The sequence below is a fragment of the Yaniella soli genome, assembly GCF_054782375.1.
Map to the genome: position 1 here is coordinate 20,745 of NZ_BAAGSP010000022.1, position 17,179 is coordinate 37,923.

Sequence of the window (17,179 nt, forward strand, 5' to 3'; positions counted from 1 at the left end):
GTTTTTTACAGGTTCGAACTAGTTCTGCTGGGTGAAAATACCGTCGAACAGCTCAGCGATGGCCTCGGTCGCGTCCAGTGGCTGAACGGTTGAGATATACCCATCAGGACGGACGACCACGATCGCACCGTCTGAAGAGATCTCACGGTCTTCGTAGATGCTGTCATCAGCCAAGGTGGCGAATACCTGGTTCAGGTCGGTGATCTGGAAGGGACCCACCACCGGACGGTAGATCTGTGGGGTTTCCATCAGCTCAACTTCTTCTTTCGGCTGCTGGTAAATGACTTTCACATCGAAGACGCTGTTGATGTCTTCGCCTTCGCGGGTGTATTTGATGACCGGCGAGTTGGCATTGGTCCCCAGCCATTCACCGAAGGTGTTGGCTTTGTTCGCGGCATCGTTTGGTGCCTTGTCGTCACCGAATACATAGATGCGCCAGCGACCATCAGCTTCGTGCAGGTGGCCCAGCTGAAGCGGGTTGGTGTCGGAGACTCGAGATACCTTGGTGGATTTGAAGCGCTTGCCAATTTCGTAGCCCTTGGCCAAATCCTGGTGGGTTGTATCGGTGGTCAAAACCGATGGCTTGTATTCGGTCATGAAACCGGCAGGGAACTCGAAGGTCTTCTCGTAGAACTCTGCGACGTAGTTCTTGGACGGCAGATCCTCTGGCTTGGCGGCCATGAGGCTCGACCATTTCTTGTCGAAGTCAATGAGGTTCTGCGCGACTTCCTGACGTTCACCGGAATAGGTGTGCAGCAGGGACGGATCAGAATAACCAGACAGAACCTGTCCGATCTTCCACCCCAGGTTGAAACCATCCTGAATGGAGACGTTCATGCCCTGGCCAGCTTTTGCCGAGTGGGTGTGGCAGGCGTCGCCGGTGACGAAGATGCGGGGGTTCTTCTCGTGCTCTTCGTCCTCATCGACGTTGTCGAATTTGTCAGTGACACGGTGGCCGACTTCGTAGACGGACCACCATGCGACGTCTTTGACCTCAACGGTGTAGGGGTGCAGGATGTTGTTGGCAGTGCGGATGATTTCTTCCAGCGGGGTCTTGCGAACGGCACCGGCATCGTTGGGATCGACATCGCCGAGGTCGACGTAGAAGCGAACCAGGTAGCCACCCTCACGAGGAATCAACAGGATGGAGCCACCGTCGTTGGACTGGATGGCGCACTTGGTGCGGATGTCGGGGAAATCTGATTCAATCAACACGTCCATGACGCCCCAGGCGTGGTCGGACTTGTCGCCAATTGGTGTGCGGCCAATGGATTTCCGCACAGGGGAGTGCGCGCCTTCGGAGCCGACCAGGTATTTGGTGCGAACCGTGCGAGTTTCGCCTTCCTGCGGTCCAGCGGTGAGCTTGAGGGTGACCTCGATTGGGTATTCCTGGTCTTCGTCAATGGTCTGCGAGACGAATTCGTAGCCGTAGTCTGGCTTCAGACGCGTTGGGGAGTTCTCGGCGAACTCGGCGAAGTAGTCCAGAACGCGGGCCTGGTTCACAATCAAGTGCTTGAACTCGGAGATGCCGGTTGGGTCATCCAGCGTGCGTGAAGTGCGCACAATGTTTTCTGGGTTCTCCTCATCTGGATTCCAGAAATTCATCTCGGTCAACCAGTAGGCTTCGTTGGTGATTTCGTCAGCGAAACCGAAGTAGTCGAAGGTCTCGACCGAGCGGGCCTGAATACCGTCGGCTTGGCCGAGGACCAGGCGGCCATCGCGGCGCTCCACTAGTCGGGTATGCACATCCTGGTAGGACGACAACGTTGCTGCGGTCGTCATGCCGGCGGGACCAGAACCGACGATCATCACATCCATGGTGTCCGGAAGCTCATCCGGGCGATCCAGGCCTACGCCTGCGGCTGATTTCACGCGTGGGTCTGTGGAGATATATCCGTGGTGATGAAATTGCATGACTTAACTCCTGAGGTTCGCAACTTTTCAAGAAACTTAGAATGTTCTATATTTGAACTCTGTGTTCAATTAGTGAACTATTAGGTGTGAGCCTACACACGAGGTGTGAGGAAAGACAAATCGGATTGCTGAGGAGTTGTGATGTCTGATACTGCCGGAGGCAGTCTGTCGCTGACGTTATCGCGGGGAATTGAACTGCTTGAAGTCGTGTGTGCTGCCGACTCACCGCTCTCGATTGGCGAAGTCGCTCAACAGCTCGGTGTGCACCGCTCTGCCGCATATCGTCTCCTGCGCACGTTGGAAGCTCACTACTTGGTGCGACGGGATGACGCCGGGAGGATCCATCCGGCCGCTGGCTTAACCAACTTAGCGCGGGGAGTTGAAAATTCGCTCCAAACCGTTGGCTTGCCGATCATGACCAAAATTGCCGACGCGCTCGAGATGTCATGCTTTATCGCTGTGGCCCAGGGGGCTGATTGCTTTACCTTGATGACGGTCGAAGCGACCACCTCACATGCGGTAACGCAGCATCCGGGGACTCGGCATCATCTGGATCGTGGTGCCCCCGGCGTCGCGTTACTGTCTGGCCTGACGGCACAGCAGCGCAGTGATATCGAGGGCCTTGAATTGTCCGACAAAGCCCAGGCAGATCTCGAAGAGGCCCGGCAGAATGGCTATGCCTCCTCGTTTGATGAAGTGATCCCAGGGGTCGGCTCAGTTGCTGTGCCATTAATGGCGGCCGGGCAACTGCCAGCAACCTTGGCTGTGGTCTATCCGCGGCAAGAGGTCGATGAAGCTCACATCGCTGCCACGTTGCATCAAGGTGTGGATACGATGTTGGCTCGACTCGGCGCAGCATAGTGGTGTTGCGTCAGTGAGCGATTCGACTCGGGCTCGTCGCTAGACTAGTGCCATGGATTCTTCTGCTGTCTACCCACGTGCTGTGCTCAACAAGCTGCCCGCCTACCAGGCAGGCAAACCACCGGTGGAAACGCCCGGACTGACCCCTTATAAACTCGCCTCCAACGAAAACCCGTATGCGCCTATCAAGGCTGCAACGGATGCGATCGTGACAGCTGCCACCGCCACAACCGTTCAGCGGTACCCGGAAACCACGTATGCTGACCTGCGTCACCTGATCGGCGAAACCTATGATGTGCCGGTCGACGATGTCACCGTGGGTGCTGGTTCGCTGGGTATCTTCACCGCTCTGGTGCAAACCTTCGCCGGCACAGGCGAAGACGGGGTTGAGGATGAAGTCATCATCCCGTGGCGTTCGTTCGAGGCCTACCCAATCGTCATCCGTAGCGCGGGAGCCAGCGACATCCAAGTGCCGCTGTTGGACAACGGCACACACGACTTAGAATCCATGTTGTCGTCTATTAACGATCGCACCCGCATGATCGTGCTGTGCACGCCAAATAATCCAACCGGCACCGTGCTCACCGACCAAGCTGTGCGAGACTTCTTGGAGCGCGTCCCAGAGCACATTCTGGTGGTTATTGATGGGGCTTACCTCGAATTCGTCCGCCGAGATGGCGTCGACAACTACCTGGATTTCTACCGTGAGTATCCCAATGTTGCGGTCCTTCGAACGTTTTCTAAGGCGCATGGCTTGGCGAATCTGCGGGTTGGATATGCTGTTGCGCCGCCACAAATTGCTCGACCATTGAACACTGTGCTCTCTGCTTTTCCTACTTCGACTCTGAGTGCTCAGGCGGCCTACGCCTCCCTCTCAAATTTGGACGAAGTCTTGGACAACACCGAAAAAGTGGTGTTCGAACGACACCGCGTGTGGAAGGCCCTTGACGAGCTGGGATACCAGCCGCCGGTCACCGAAGCGAATTTTGTGTGGCTGCCGCTGGGCGACAAGGCAGAAGCATTTTCCGACGCCTGTGACGCGCGAGCGTTATCAGTGCGCGCTTTCGCGCCAGAGGGTGTGCGGGTTTCCATTGGCGAAGTCGAAGCCAATGATCGGTTGATCCAGGTGGCAACCGAATTCGCACAACAGCACCTCTAACTCAGAGCGCGAATGGTTTCATATCGATCTGCGAACCGGCGACCACACCCGGTTTGCCTTCGACCATTGACACTACGACTTCGGCGGTGACCGGTCCCAACGAGAGTCCGTGCATGTTGTGACCGGTGGCCACAATGACATTCGGGTGCGCTTTGAGTGGCGAAATGATTGGGAGCCCAGTTGGCGTCATCGGACGAGGCCCGGTCCATTCATCAAAACGCGGCTTGCCGTCAATGCCCTGTATGAATGCCGAGGCTTGGGATGCCAGGTGGTCCACGCGTTGTGCGGAAAATTCTTCGATCTGGCTCGAGAAGTCCATCAAGCCCACGACCCGCAGTTCGCCAGACATCGGGACACCAAGTGTTTTTCGATCAATTGAGGCCAGCAGGTAGCCCGGCAGCCGGTCTGGTTGCACGTGATAGGAATACCCGGTGCCCGGCGTGACATATGCGGGGCGGATGCCCGCAAGCCCCTCGATTTTAGATGTGGTCCACGCGCCGGTGGCCACGATTGCCTTATCGAAACCGCTTGTGATGTCGCCAGCTGGAGTGCGCAGCGTGGCGCTGTTGTTGTCGATGCCCACAAGCTCGGTCTGTTCGTGAATCTGCGTCCCCAGCTCGAGCAGTTTCTCATGGAGCTCATCAACGAAGAGGCGCGGATCGATATAGCGTTCGGTATGCGCGACATAGCCAGCACGAACGCGCTTGGCTAACACGGACTCAAAATCATGTAGATCGCCGTCCAACATGATTTGGCCCGGACGCTCAGTGCCGAACAGATCTGCGCGCTGTACCTGCTTGTCCCGGAACTTCTGCAACTCGTCAACAGAGGCACTGTTGTTCAAGAAGCCGTACCCACCGCCGTCCAGCGAGATGCCGTCCTGATGGTATGAGTCAAAAGCTGCGAATGCGCCCCGAACTAACTGATCGAGGTTGCGAGTGTTCTGACGCACCTTGGCCGGCATGGTGTTGTACATAAACCCCGCGCCAAAAGCAGACAGTAGCGGCATTGCCGCGGGAGCAATGTTGAGATAGTGGCGTCGCGAGGTGACGCCCTTGAAGATCTCGGTGAGCTGTTCTGGTTCAGGCATCGGGGTGACTTGAATCGGGGTAATTTCGCCAGCGTTACCGCGAGCGGCTCCCGAGCCCACCTCGTCTTTGTCGATCAGTGTAACGCGATGACCTGCTCGTGCCAATGAATATGCGGTACACAGGCCGATCAGCCCTGCACCCGCAATGAGCACATCTTGTGAAGCCGTCATTGTGTATTCCTTTCACTTCAGGAAAAGCAACAGTCGCCCAAGTCTACAAAGAAGCTCCGGTCGTTGACGACAGGTCGATCGGTGAGCGAAACGCCGTTTCGACTGAAATGTTAAGCATGACTTATCTCACGCTTCAACGGTGTCGCCCACAGTACTCGAATACTGGAGAAATTCCATGAATTTTTCGAGTCGGTTGCAACTCGGTGGTCATGCATTGGCTCGGTGGCAGTGAAGTGGTCGATGCCGCGTATTTCTGCGCTAAATACACGCCTGACCAGCCTGCGACTTCACCGTATAACAACCTGCACATATGTGCAGTCTTGGATGTGTAGAATGTGTGTGATGAGCCTCACCGACGCCCGCCACCATTGGGTACGATGAAGGTAAGTTACGAACATTTCGTTGCGTTTTCATACCCCAAGACGCAGCGTTCCTCTCTCACCAGGAGAATTGCATATGTCTACAATTTCTTCGCCTACCGGGCACCAATTGCCCGAAGAAGCCATCGGCGTGCTGTCTGCCGATGGATACATCGATCCGACCGACAGCGCCAAAGATTTTCTTGACGATGCCACCGCAATTGACCACGAGCGGGTGGCCGAAATGTATCGCCTTATGGCCAACACCCGTCGTATTGACCAAGAGGGTGTCCATCTCCAACGCCAGGGCCAGCTCGTGCTGTGGACTCCATCGCTGGGGCAAGAAGCCGCACAAGCCGGGGCCGTCACCGCACTAGAAGACCGCGACTGGATCTTTCCGACCTACCGTGAACACGTCATGGCACGCGGCCGTGGTATCCCCGACAAAAACGTATTCGATTTCTTCCGCGGCGCAGTTCATGCCGGGTGGAATCCCAATGACTACAACATGCAGCCCTACACCGTCGTGCTCGCAGCACAGGTGCCACACGCCGCAGGGTTCGGCTGGGGCATTGCCCAGCAACAACGTGGCTGGACTGATGCTCGCCGCGCAGCAGAAGGCCGCGTCGCCATTGCTTGTTTCGGGGATGGCGCATCGACCCAAGGTGGCATCCACGAAGCGATGGTCTTTGCTGCCTCATTCGATGCCCCCGTGGTGTTCTTTGTTCAGAACAACTACTGGGCTATTTCCACCCCGTTTGAAGTCCAGTCCAAGGTGCCGTTGTTCAAACGTGCCGAAGGCTATGGTTTTGACGGCTTCGCTGTCGATGGCAACGACCCGATCGCCACCGCTGCCGTAATGGACCGCGCTGTTGACCACGCACGTCGTGGCGGGGGACCGGTACTGGTGGAGGCACACACGTACCGTATGGGCGCCCACACCACCGCCGATGATCCGACGAAATACCGCACCAGCGAAGAAGAAAAGCAGTACGCGCAAGCCGACCCGATGGTGCGCACCGAACAGTACCTGCGTCGTCGTTTTGACTACACGGATGCATTCTTCGATGAGGTCGAAGCACAAGGCGAACAGCTCGCCGCCAGCCTGCGCGAAAATATCGTTGATGCTGACGATACGGTCTCACTGCGCGAGAAATTCGATCTCGTCTACGCCGAAGAACACTCGCTCGTGGCAACACAATCGGCAGCATACGACCGCTGGATGGAAGACGAGCAAGCATCATGACCACCGTATTTGAAGAGACCTCAACAGGAACCAAAACACTGACCATCGGCCAAGCGGTCAACCGTGCGCTAGCTGATGAGCTTGCCGCCGATGAGCGGGTGCTGATCCAAGGTGAGGACATCGGTGCGCTGGGTGGCGTGTATCGCGTCACCGAAGGTTTGGCCGCCCGCTTCGGCTCAGACCGTGTTGTGGATGCGCCACTGGGCGAAGCCGGCATTGTAGGCACGTCGATCGGGCTAGCTCAGGCCGGGTTCATTCCGGTCGCCGAGATCCAGTTCGACGGCTTCGTCTATCCGGCGTTTGACCAGATCGTCTCCCAGCTGGCCAAGATGCACTCGCGTTTCCGTGGCGCCCAGCAATTTCCGGTGACCATTCGCCTGCCATACGGGGGCGGTATCGGTTCCGTCGAGCACCACAGCGAATCGCCAGAAGCCTACTTCGCGCACACGGCGGGGCTCAAAGTCGTCACGTACTCCAATGCGCACGATGCGTACTGGGTGACTCGCGCTGCAATTCGTTCTGCAGATCCCGTCATGTTGCTCGAGCCGAAGAAGCACTATTTCGTCCGCGGGGAAGTCGACTTCGACGCGCAAACTAAGGATCCTTTCGCGACCGTTGAAGCTCGTCCTGGTACCGATGGCACCCTGCTGGCCTGGGGGCCACAGGTTTCCACCGCATTGGCTGCGGCTGAAGCTGGCGTTGAAGATGGCTACGATCTGCAAGTGTTGGATATCCGCGGACTCTCACCGCTGGATATGGCAACCATTGCCGAGGCGGTCAAGACCACGGGTCGCGCTGTGATCGTGCACGAATCGTCGACGTTCGTCGGTTTCGGTGCAGAAATTTCTGCAGGACTGATGGAACACGCGTTTTTGAGCTTAGAAGCTCCGGTGCAGCGGGTAGGCGGCTACCACATGCCGTATCCGCCATCGCGGTTAGAACAGGATTATCTCCCCTCGGTAGATCGTATCCTGGACGCCGTCGATGAAACCTTCACCTACTAAACGTTGCGCAAGGAGACCACATGAAGATTTTTACCCTGCCCGACGTGGGCGAAGGGCTCACCGAAGCAGACATTGCCAACTGGATGGTTCAGGTCGGCGATAGCGTGACCGTCAACCAAGTCATCGCCGAAATTGAAACCGCAAAATCGCTCGTCGAAATCCCCAGTCCCTGGGTCGGCGAGGTGAAAGAACTCTATGCGCAAGTTGGTGACACCGTACACGTCGGTGACAACTTCATCGCTATTCAGGTCACGTCTTCCGCTGACGAAGAAGAAGCATCCCAAGCACCGCTCGTGGGATCGGGGCCCAAGGACGATACACCGGGCACACGTCGTCGCCGACGCCGCCCCACTGCACCAGCTGAAACTGAAATACCAGTCGAGCCCGAAACTCCTGTGGAGCCTGAGCCCGAGCCGGCGCCCACACCGGCGGCGAAGAGCGACTTATTTACCAAGGTCTTAGCAAAACCACCGGTTCGGAAATTGGCCAAGGACAACGGTCTGGACCTGACATCCATTACCCCCACCGGCGAGCACGGTGAGGTGACGCGTGCCGATGTGCACGCTGTCCTTCGGGATGCCACCCCAACGGCACAAGCAACCCCATCGGCGGCGACATCTGAGGGACAATCGGAGACCATCAAGGTGACCGGCGTCAGAAAAGCCACCGCCAAAGCGGTGACCGAATCCTACACCTCGGCGCCACACATCTCGGTGTTCCGCCAGATCGATGCAACCCGAACCATGGAATACCTGCAGACCTTGAAGAAGCACCCCCGCTTCGAACACGTGAAGGTGTCACCACTGCTGGTTCTTTCCATGGCCGTGGCACAGGCTGCGAAGAACACTCCGGAAGCCAATGCCACCTGGCACGGTGACAGCTACACGCTGCACCACCACGTCAATCTCGGCTTGGCAGCCGCTACGGAGCGTGGATTGCTCGTCCCGAATATCAAAAACGCTCACGAGCTGAATCAATTGGGCATGGCCGAAGCGATTCAGGAGCTGACACAGCGAGCTCGGGATGGCAAAACCCAACCGAACGAACTCGCCGATGGCACCATTACCATCACCAATGTCGGTGTGCTCGGTCTCGATACCGGTACCCCGATCCTCAATCCGGGTGAATCCGCCATTATCGCGTTCGGTGCAATCAAACAACAGCCGTGGGTCGTTGACGGCAAGATCGAACCGCGCTGGGTTACCACCCTGGGCGGCTCATTCGATCATCGGATTGTTGATGGGTCTGAGGCGGGTGCCTTTCTGGCAGATGTGGCAGCTATCCTGGAGGAGCCAGCCCTATTGATCAGCTAACAGTGGAGTGATTGACCTTGGCCAACCCGCACATTGCAGTGATCCGACTGACCGAATCCGGTTCCTTCGACCCAGAGGTCCGCGACACTCTGATCGTGGGGCCCGGCATGGGCACATCGGTCAACGGGTTGTTCACCGAAATGGCCCAATACTTGACGCATCGGTTTCAAGTCATTGGCATCGACCTGCCAGGCCACGGTCAATCACCCGCCCGCCACGAGGCGATTTCTATTGCAGAGCTCGCCGACGCGGTCAGCGAGCTGGTCAGAAATCTTCGCCACACCGGCACCATCCGGGGTGAATCGAAAGTCTATTTCGCAGGCTTGTCGATCTCCGGCCAGATCGCACTGGAACTAGCGATAGAACACGCTGACGTCTTTGACGGCATCGCGGTGATGGCCTCTGCGCCGAAAATCGGGACCGCCGAAGATTGGGCGGAGCGAGCCCAGGTCACCAGAACCTCGGGAACCCAATCCATGGTGGAGAGTTCGGCTTCCCTGTGGGTCTCCGATACCTTCCAGGATGACACCAAACTTGAAGTGCAAAAACAGGCGCTGAAATCTGCCGACGATCAAAGTTATGCGGCACTGTGCGAAGCGCTCGGCAACTATGATGCCGGCGCACGGCTCCACGAGATTAGTCTGCCACTGTTCACCGTGGCTGGAGGCCAAGACCAGATGTGTACCGTGGCCGACGCCGAACACATTGCTTCGACAGTCCATGAGGGAACCACCGCTGTCATAGAAAATGCGGCCCATCTGTTGCCGTTAGAGCAGCCACAACAGTTAGCGGCACTGTTGGACAAGAACCTGGCGTAAGCCGGCGGTGCGTAACCGAAACAATGGGTGGCGACTCGTAAGTCGCCACCCATTCATCTCGGATCTAGAAACTATGAGACTCGATCAGTTGCTTGAGATTGTCCTGCTTTTCGAGCGCAGTTCGCGCAGCAGTATATCTGCTCAGCGTCTTCTACGCCGTGCCCGATGATCTTGGTGCCACAGTGGGCACACTGCGGAGCCATACCGGCGATGGCGCATTCAAAACTGTCGAACACGCCGGTCGAATTTTGGTGAGTAATTTCAAATACTTTGTCGTACTCATTGCCGCATACATCACATGTTGCCATGGCGGCACCTCCAATGTGGGTCAGAAATCGCTTAGCTGGAAATCAGTTCAACGAGGTCGCCGACCTTGTCATCAGAAATGGAGCGCGCGATATCCGCTTGTGCCACCATCCCGATGAGCTCAGCGCCGTCGATGACTGGTAGACGACGAACCTTGTGCTGCTTCATGGTCGCAATGGCATCGTCGATGGAATCGTCGGCACCGATGGTTACTGGTTTTTCTTCGCCGAATTCGCCGGCTGTCATGGTGTCTGGGTTGCCGCCTTTTGCAACGCATCCGAGCACGATATCGCGGTCGGTTAACATGCCCTTGAGGCGGTCATCCTCACCGCAAATAGGCATGGCGCCAACTTCGAGATCACGAAGTTTCTGTGCGGCCTGAGTAATGGTGTCTTTTTCTCCAATGCACTCGGCAGTTGGAGTCATGATTTCACGTGCGGTCGTCATGGTTTCCTCCTAAAAATGGGGAGTTCCGACACTTTCAACGCTGGCACTTTGAGCCAACTCAGGTCAAGGTTTCTGAGCGCAGGTCGCAACGCTTTTCTCGCAGGTTCTCGGTTGCCTCACGTCCCATAAGGCACGTCACGATCACAGGCTTTACCGGAACGTATACGTGGTGACAGAACAATTCGCGAATCTTTGAATTTGCCGGTAAAAGATGCGGTTCCTTGTTTTCGGGAGTCACAGCGGTATAGTGTCGAAAGCAGTATTTCATGGTCCCCTCAATGATGTTGGCCTCCTGTGCCAAACGCGGACCATCTACATGGCTATATGCAAGAACAGCGTGGTGATGAAAGGTCGTGAGAGGACACATGAAACCCCAGAGATCCGCTTTCCGCCGGGTCATGCAATGGATTGTGGCGTGTGGGCTGACACTTGGCTTAGTTGGTTGTGGCGGGCACTACCCCGCGGATCCCGGTGACAGTCTCAACAGAATAAGCGGCGGAACGCTTCGAGTTGGCATCTCGCATCAGCCTCCGTGGACCGACATCAGTTCTGGAGAAACAGACCCCGAGGGGATCGAAGTTCAACTAATCGAAGACTATGCAGCCACCATCAACGCTGAAGTCGAATGGCAAGCAGGCGGAGAAGAAGAACTCATGACGCTGCTTTCCGGAAATGAACTCGACCTCGTCATCGGTGGGCTCACGAGTCAATCACCGTGGTCATCTGATGCAGGCCTAACCACCTCGTTTGCCGAATCGATCGGCGTCGACGGGAGCACTACCCAGCACGTCATGGCGGTGCAGATGGGCGAGAATGCTTTCATGACGAGCCTCGAACGGTTCCTGTTAGACCAGAATATTGAGCAGCAAGTTCCGGAGGAGATGCGTCCATGAGTGCAAAACAGTCACAAAGCGCGACATCCTTTGGGATGCATGATCTGCCCCAGAAGCAACAAGACACCCTGCGCAAAGCCAAACGTGTTGAGCGAATCAACATCGTTACGAAAGTCCTTGCGGTTGTTATCGTTTTTTCGGTCGCGGGAAACTCTCAGGCTATGAAAGCCGCATGGATCGAAGACGCGCTGGCAATACTGCCACCGCTCGCATTTCTCGTTGCGGTTCGTTTTATTAGCCTCAAGCCCACCCCACAGCACCCGTACGGCTTTCACCGCGCCATGGGGGTCGGTCACCTCGTAGCGGCCGTAGCTCTGCTGGTGTTTGGGACCTTTTTGCTCGTCGATTCAGCCATGGGACTCTTTGCTGGGGAACACCCGGCGATCGGGCTGATAGAAATCTTCGGCATCACCATGTGGGCCGGGTGGTTGATGATCGTCGTCTCCCTCGTCGTGGTGATACCGGCCTTTATTATCGGTCGGATCAATGCGAAATTAGCGCCGGTATTACACAATAAGGTGCTCTATGCCGACGCCGACATGAATAAAGCCGAGTGGATGACGGGTGTGGCTACCAGCGTTGGTCTTCTAGGCGTCGGTGCCGGTATCTGGTGGTTTGACGCCGCGGCGGCGATCATCATTTCCTTTGACATTATCAACGACGGCGTCAAAAACCTTCGAGGCTCCTTAGCCGATCTCATTGACGCGCGGGCAACCGAAAGCGATTCACATAAACCGCACCCGCTGATGGCTGATGTGCGCGAAAAACTCCGCGAATACGACTGGGTCGACAAAGCCGACGTGCGCATGCGCGTTCAGGGGCAGGTCTTTCATACCGAGGCATTCGTCGTGCCACCGGAAGGTCGCCCACCGTCCTTGGAGGAGTTAGAAGAGGCTCGCACCACGTGTGCAGATATGGACTGGAAACTCCACGATCTGGTCATCATCCCGGTCGAAGAGATGCCGGAAGAGTTCGTGCCGCAGATTGATGAGAAAGAACAGTAAGTTATGCCTCGGTGGTTTCGGAGATCGAGGCGACGATCGCATCCATCGCATCAACAAACACGTTGGCGTCCTCGGTGGTGAAAAAGAACCCCACCGGACGGTAATGCTCAGGGTCTGAGGTATCCACCAGCGCGACCGATTTTTCATCGGACGCCGGGAGTAGCCATACGATGGCTCGAGGATTATTCGTATCCGGGGTGGGTTCACCATCAACGAGCGCCACGTCATAACCGATCCAGCGGATGCCCTGCTTGAATTTTCCTTTCCGGAAGATCACGAAAGGACCACCCACCCGACCGGTGGCGGGCGAATCGAGCGTTGCGTTGATGAGCTTGACTGCTATTTCAGCATCGGCCCGATTCTGAAAAGCCGCCGACCCAACGGCGCCATCGGGTCCCGCAGCCACAAGGTTGAACCGTTCTCCAGTGCTGTCGGAGCCGATCACCATTCCCACCGCGGGGTTACCATGCGTACCCCACTGGTCGATGGGCTGGGCAATCAATCGGTTAGGTTGGTCTGCAGCAGAATTCGACATGCCTCAAGTCTAGAGCAGTCATTTCTGCTGGGACATGACGGTGTAGACCACAGGTCGCTATTTGCAACGATTCGGTAAATGGGTGCTTAAAGAACTATTCTTGAGGCTATGTCTAAGGTTTTGTCTTCCCTACCCGTTGGCGAGCGCGTTGGTATCGCCTTTTCGGGAGGCCTCGATACGTCAGTAGCCGTCGCGTGGATGCGCGAGAACGGTTCTATCCCATGCACCTACACCGCCGATATTGGTCAGTACGATGAGCCAGATATCGATGGGGTAGTTGACCGCGCCAAAGAGTATGGTGCCGAAATCGCCCGCTTCATCGATGCGAAAAAGCCGCTCGTTGAAGAAGGGTTCGTGGCGCTACAAACCGGTGCGTTCAACGTGCGCTCGGCAGGCAAAACCTACTTCAACACCACCCCGCTGGGCCGTGCTGTGACCGGCACCTTGCTGGTGCGCGCTATGAAAGACGATGGCGTCAATATCTGGGGCGACGGTTCCACATACAAGGGCAACGACATCGAACGGTTCTACCGTTACGGTCTGATGGCGAACCCGAACCTGCAGATCTACAAGCCATGGTTGGACTCCGGCTTCGTTGAAGAACTCGGCGGCCGTGAAGAAATGTCGGAATGGTTGGTCGAGCGCGGTTACCCATACCGCGACTCAACAGAGAAGGCATACTCGACCGACGCCAACATCTGGGGCGCAACCCACGAAGCGAAATCCTTGGAATACCTCAACGTCGGCCTCGACATTGTTGAACCCATCATGGGCGTGGCCGCTTGGCGCGACGATGTTGAAGTCAAAACCGAAGAAGTCTCGGTACGTTTCCACGAAGGTCGTCCGGTGGCACTCAACGGCATCGAGTACACCGACCCGGTCGCGCTGGTACTCGAAGCCAACACCATTGGTGGCCGTCACGGCATGGGTGTCTCTGACCAAATCGAAAACCGCATCATCGAAGCCAAATCTCGTGGCATCTATGAAGCACCGGGTATGGCCCTGCTGCACATCGCCTACGAGCGTCTACTCAACGCGATCCATAACGAAGACACCATCGAAAACTACTACACCAACGGGTACCGTCTCGGCCGCCTGATGTACGAAGGTCGCTGGTTTGATCCGCAATCCTTGATGATTCGCGAATCCATCCAACGCTGGGTTGGTTCCGCCATCACTGGTGAAGTGACCCTGCGCCTGCGTCGCGGAGACGACTACACCATTTTGGATACCACCGGAGAAAACCTCTCCTACACGCCAGAGAAACTGTCGATGGAGCGTGTTGCAGACGCAGCCTTCGGTCCAGATGATCGCATCGGCCAGCTGACCATGCGCAACCTAGACATCGCAGACTCTCGCGCACGTCTGGAACAGTACGCCTCCCGGGGCACCCTGGCCGGTCCGACCGCGGACCTCATGGGCGAACTCGAAGTGGGCGGCGCAGAAAAGATTGCCGCATCCGACGTCGACGTTGATGCCACCCAAGATGCTGCCGGTCTCCACGCAGCATTCGATGCTGGAACCGACTAACACAACAAAAACCTGAACACATGGCGTTGCACCACCCTGTGCAGCGCCATTTGTGTTCGAAATGACACCCAGCAAATTTAGTGCTGGGCCTACTCAGTAGTACAGTAGAACATTCGAGGCTCGCTCCAGAGTCAAAACGTACTCCAGAGATCAACTACAGCGCTGTGCCGTGTGCTGTGAAAAATTATCCGCGACGAAAGCCGTTCATCCGTTGCCTCGTTTCTACGACACATTCGCGCAAGCATGCCAACTGCTCATGCCCTGTGGAATTCGCTGAACATCGTTCGCCCGCACACGTTTTAAAGCGCGCACCACGTTATACCTCAAAATTTTTGCGCCCACTCGCGCCCAGTTGATCTCTAGGAGAGACTCATGAAACACGACGACCCCGAGAACCCCGAGGAAAAGCATCGAGACGATTCCTCTTTTGTTGGAAGCCTCAGATCGAGCCGCAAAACACTCGCACTTGGCCTCTATCCAGGAGACGTTCACCCCGGCCTGTTATCGGGTGTTGGAATTGACGACAAACAACGCAACTTCCGCATCGACAAAACGATCTTCGCCGTCGCAGGATCACTGATCGTCGCATTCGTTGCCTGGGGAATATTCGCCCCAGAATCCGTTGGAACCGTCGCAGACATGGCCTTTACCTGGTCCATGGAAAACATGGGGTGGCTGCTCAACCTCGCCATGGGCGTTGGCCTGTTCGTCATGCTCTATGTTGCCTTCGGCAAATACAGCAAAATCAAACTTGGCAAAGACGACGAAAAGCCGCAATTTTCCCGATTCTCGTGGGTCGCCATGATGTTCGGCGCCGGCCTCGGCGTCGGGCTGTTCTTCTATGGCCCATCAGAACCTCTCGCATACTTTGTTGACCCACCACCACATACGGAGGCGGCACAACAAGAAACTGTGAATAACATGCAAGAGGCCGCCGGTGGAGAAGCTCAGATCAATAGAGAGGCCATTCACCAGGGCGTATCCCAAGCAAGCTATCACTGGGGCCTGCACATCTGGAGCATGTACGCACTCGTCGGCGGAGCCCTTGCCTACGCGACGTTCCGTCGCGGTCGGCCAACATTGATTTCCTCGATCTTCCAAACGCTCTTCGGCAAATCGAAGACCGACGGATTCGCTGGAAAACTCATCGACATTTTCGCAATTATTGCCACCCTGTTCGGCACGGCAACCACCCTTGGCCTGTCTGCGATTCAAATTGGTGAAGGTGTCACCATTGTCGGTGGTCTTGGCTCCATTGGGAACAACGTGCTGATCTTGATTATTGGTATCTTGGGTGCAGGCGTCGTCATTAGCGCGGTGTCCGGCGTCTCACGCGGTGTACGGTACCTCTCGAACATCAACATCACCCTCACATTGGGGTTGGTCTTGTTCGTCTTCTTTGCTGGCCCGACGCTCTACCTCTTGAACTTGGTCCCTTCCGGCATCCTGCACTACATCGATAACTATCTGGCGATGATGAGTAAATCCCTGTCTTGGGGCCCGGAAACCGTAGAATTTCAGACCTGGTGGACTGCCTTCTACTGGGCCTGGTGGATCGCTTGGACGCCGTTCGTCGGTACTTTCATTGCTCGCATCTCCCGTGGCCGCACCCTGCGAGAGTTTGCCCTCGTCACCATGGGCGTGCCAACGCTGATCCTCATCTTGGCCTTCACCGTCTTCGGCGGTGCATCCATCATGAACTCGATCAACGGGGTGGAAGGCTTCGAAGGCGACGCATCGCCCGAGGCTGTGCTCTTCAACCTCTTTGCAACATTGCCCTTCAGCGAGATCACGCCATTCATACTGATTGGCGTGCTGGCCATCTTCTTCATCACAGCGGCCGACTCCGCTTCAGTCGTGATGGGTATGATGTCCTCGCGAGGTAACCCCGCTCCGAAGAAGGGGCTGGTCGTGTTCTGGGGTCTGGCCATGATGGGCATTGCCGTGGTCATGTTGCTGGCCGGAGGTGAAGACGCCCTGTCCGGTCTGCAAAGTCTGACGTATCTCATCGCGCTGCCATTCAGTATTGTGCTCATTTTGATGGTCGTGGCCTTCCTGAAGGACCTGTCGACGGACCCGGCCAGAATTCGTCACGATTACGCTCAAAAGGCTATGTCGGACGCGGTCATCCGCGGTATTGAAGATCACGGCGAAGAATTCGAGCTTGCGGTGAAACACTCACCAGACGGACGGGGCGCAGGAACCGACGTTGACGCCTCAGCACCCAAATATACCGACTGGTATAAAGAAGAAGCTGAAGCCGGCAACATGAAACTCGTGACCGGTGAAGAATCTGAACCAAATAACGGCAACTCAACACAATCTGGCGAGCGTTCCACGGAATAATCTCGTCAGGTTGAGCCTGTCTGAATCGAACGTCGGTGGATATGCCTTTTCGCGAGACCACTGACGTTCGACTTTTAACCAGAGTCATTCACGCGATTTCAACGCTGCAGCTGTGGCCATGCTCACCTGGCCTCGATATAATTCGGGCAGAGCAACGAATCAGACGCACTCAACTGCACAATG

Annotated in this window: 15 protein-coding genes; 10 read left to right on the top strand and 5 right to left on the bottom strand. The window is 56.4% G+C overall.

Features of this window, described 5'->3' with window-relative positions; translation table 11 throughout:
• Positions 1–18: 18 nt before the first annotated feature.
• Positions 19–1,914: an FAD-dependent monooxygenase gene (locus ACYVJT_RS11360; RefSeq protein WP_343960141.1), complete on the bottom strand. Its 1,896-nt coding sequence runs from the start codon at positions 1,912–1,914 to the stop codon at positions 19–21.
• A 141-nt stretch (positions 1,915–2,055) separates the two neighbouring features.
• Here ACYVJT_RS11360 and ACYVJT_RS11365 point away from each other — a divergent pair, with 141 nt between their 5' ends.
• Together ACYVJT_RS11365 and ACYVJT_RS11370 are read left to right on the top strand one after the other, a co-directional pair.
• Positions 2,056–2,775: an IclR family transcriptional regulator gene (locus ACYVJT_RS11365; RefSeq protein ID WP_343960143.1), complete on the top strand. Its 720-nt coding sequence runs from the start codon at positions 2,056–2,058 to the stop codon at positions 2,773–2,775.
• 52 nt (positions 2,776–2,827) lie between these two features.
• Positions 2,828–3,934, top strand: a complete 1,107-nt coding sequence (locus ACYVJT_RS11370; RefSeq protein WP_343960145.1) for a histidinol-phosphate transaminase — start codon at positions 2,828–2,830, stop codon at positions 3,932–3,934.
• A 1-nt stretch (position 3,935) separates the two neighbouring features.
• Here ACYVJT_RS11370 and ACYVJT_RS11375 read toward each other — a convergent pair whose 3' ends face one another.
• Entirely contained in the window at positions 3,936–5,195 is a 1,260-nt protein-coding gene (locus ACYVJT_RS11375; protein WP_343960147.1) for an NAD(P)/FAD-dependent oxidoreductase, read from the bottom strand.
• 456 nt (positions 5,196–5,651) lie between these two features.
• On the opposite strand from ACYVJT_RS11375, the gene ACYVJT_RS11380 reads away from it, so the two are divergent.
• Genes ACYVJT_RS11380 through ACYVJT_RS11395 form a run of 4 tightly spaced genes read left to right on the top strand, consistent with a single transcriptional unit; the run spans position 5,652 to position 9,935 of the window.
• Complete coding sequence (locus tag ACYVJT_RS11380; protein ID WP_343960150.1) at positions 5,652–6,800, top strand: thiamine pyrophosphate-dependent enzyme; 1,149 nt, start codon at positions 5,652–5,654, stop codon at positions 6,798–6,800.
• Complete coding sequence (locus ACYVJT_RS11385; RefSeq protein ID WP_343960152.1) at positions 6,797–7,804, top strand: alpha-ketoacid dehydrogenase subunit beta; 1,008 nt, start codon at positions 6,797–6,799, stop codon at positions 7,802–7,804. Before ACYVJT_RS11380 ends, ACYVJT_RS11385 begins: the two co-directional genes overlap by 4 nt.
• A 20-nt stretch (positions 7,805–7,824) precedes the next feature.
• Positions 7,825–9,117 carry a dihydrolipoamide acetyltransferase family protein gene (locus tag ACYVJT_RS11390; protein WP_343960154.1) on the top strand — a complete coding sequence of 431 codons (1,293 nt, stop codon included), beginning with the start codon at positions 7,825–7,827 and terminating at the stop codon, positions 9,115–9,117.
• Positions 9,118–9,134: 17 nt separating this feature from the next.
• Entirely contained in the window at positions 9,135–9,935 is an 801-nt protein-coding gene (locus ACYVJT_RS11395) for an alpha/beta fold hydrolase (RefSeq protein WP_343960156.1), read from the top strand.
• A 71-nt stretch (positions 9,936–10,006) separates the two neighbouring features.
• Here ACYVJT_RS11395 and ACYVJT_RS11400 read toward each other — a convergent pair whose 3' ends face one another.
• Both ACYVJT_RS11400 and ACYVJT_RS11405 read right to left on the bottom strand, forming a co-directional pair.
• Complete coding sequence (locus ACYVJT_RS11400) at positions 10,007–10,243, bottom strand: metallothionein (protein WP_343960158.1); 237 nt, start codon at positions 10,241–10,243, stop codon at positions 10,007–10,009.
• 31 nt (positions 10,244–10,274) lie between these two features.
• Positions 10,275–10,688, bottom strand: coding sequence for a CBS domain-containing protein (locus tag ACYVJT_RS11405; RefSeq protein WP_343960160.1), 414 nt, complete (start codon positions 10,686–10,688; stop codon positions 10,275–10,277).
• A gap of 365 nt (positions 10,689–11,053) precedes the next feature.
• On the opposite strand from ACYVJT_RS11405, the gene ACYVJT_RS11410 reads away from it, so the two are divergent.
• Positions 11,054–11,581 carry a transporter substrate-binding domain-containing protein gene (locus ACYVJT_RS11410; protein ID WP_343960162.1) on the top strand — a complete coding sequence of 176 codons (528 nt, stop codon included), beginning with the start codon at positions 11,054–11,056 and terminating at the stop codon, positions 11,579–11,581.
• Positions 11,578–12,585: a cation diffusion facilitator family transporter gene (locus tag ACYVJT_RS11415; RefSeq protein WP_343960164.1), complete on the top strand. Its 1,008-nt coding sequence runs from the start codon at positions 11,578–11,580 to the stop codon at positions 12,583–12,585. Before ACYVJT_RS11410 ends, ACYVJT_RS11415 begins: the two co-directional genes overlap by 4 nt.
• Position 12,586: 1 nt before the next feature.
• Here the strand turns inward: ACYVJT_RS11415 and ACYVJT_RS11420 are convergent, their stop codons facing one another.
• Entirely contained in the window at positions 12,587–13,120 is a 534-nt protein-coding gene (locus ACYVJT_RS11420) for a hypothetical protein (protein WP_343960166.1), read from the bottom strand.
• 108 nt (positions 13,121–13,228) lie between these two features.
• Here ACYVJT_RS11420 and argG point away from each other — a divergent pair, with 108 nt between their 5' ends.
• Together argG and ACYVJT_RS11430 are read left to right on the top strand one after the other, a co-directional pair.
• Positions 13,229–14,650 (top strand): argininosuccinate synthase, encoded by a 1,422-nt coding sequence (gene argG, locus ACYVJT_RS11425; protein WP_343960168.1) that lies wholly within the window; start codon positions 13,229–13,231, stop codon positions 14,648–14,650.
• A 372-nt stretch (positions 14,651–15,022) separates the two neighbouring features.
• Entirely contained in the window at positions 15,023–16,996 is a 1,974-nt protein-coding gene (locus ACYVJT_RS11430; protein WP_343960170.1) for a BCCT family transporter, read from the top strand.
• Positions 16,997–17,179 lie beyond the last annotated feature (183 nt).

Excerpts from the sequence above, each read along its gene's own strand:
- ACYVJT_RS11410 (WP_343960162.1), top strand. The coding sequence starts at position 11,054 with ATGAAACCCCAGAGATCCGCTTTCCGCCGGGTCATGCAATGGATTGTG.
- ACYVJT_RS11380 (WP_343960150.1), top strand. The coding sequence starts at position 5,652 with ATGTCTACAATTTCTTCGCCTACCGGGCACCAATTGCCCGAAGAAGCC.
- ACYVJT_RS11365 (WP_343960143.1), top strand. The coding sequence starts at position 2,056 with ATGTCTGATACTGCCGGAGGCAGTCTGTCGCTGACGTTATCGCGGGGA.
- ACYVJT_RS11420 (WP_343960166.1), bottom strand. The coding sequence starts at position 13,120 with ATGTCGAATTCTGCTGCAGACCAACCTAACCGATTGATTGCCCAGCCC.
- ACYVJT_RS11370 (WP_343960145.1), top strand. The coding sequence starts at position 2,828 with ATGGATTCTTCTGCTGTCTACCCACGTGCTGTGCTCAACAAGCTGCCC.
- ACYVJT_RS11390 (WP_343960154.1), top strand. The coding sequence starts at position 7,825 with ATGAAGATTTTTACCCTGCCCGACGTGGGCGAAGGGCTCACCGAAGCA.
- ACYVJT_RS11415 (WP_343960164.1), top strand. The coding sequence starts at position 11,578 with ATGAGTGCAAAACAGTCACAAAGCGCGACATCCTTTGGGATGCATGAT.
- ACYVJT_RS11400 (WP_343960158.1), bottom strand. The coding sequence starts at position 10,243 with ATGGCAACATGTGATGTATGCGGCAATGAGTACGACAAAGTATTTGAA.
- ACYVJT_RS11405 (WP_343960160.1), bottom strand. The coding sequence starts at position 10,688 with ATGACGACCGCACGTGAAATCATGACTCCAACTGCCGAGTGCATTGGA.
- argG (WP_343960168.1), top strand. The coding sequence starts at position 13,229 with ATGTCTAAGGTTTTGTCTTCCCTACCCGTTGGCGAGCGCGTTGGTATC.
- ACYVJT_RS11375 (WP_343960147.1), bottom strand. The coding sequence starts at position 5,195 with ATGACGGCTTCACAAGATGTGCTCATTGCGGGTGCAGGGCTGATCGGC.
- ACYVJT_RS11360 (WP_343960141.1), bottom strand. The coding sequence starts at position 1,914 with ATGCAATTTCATCACCACGGATATATCTCCACAGACCCACGCGTGAAA.
- ACYVJT_RS11430 (WP_343960170.1), top strand. The coding sequence starts at position 15,023 with ATGAAACACGACGACCCCGAGAACCCCGAGGAAAAGCATCGAGACGAT.
- ACYVJT_RS11385 (WP_343960152.1), top strand. The coding sequence starts at position 6,797 with ATGACCACCGTATTTGAAGAGACCTCAACAGGAACCAAAACACTGACC.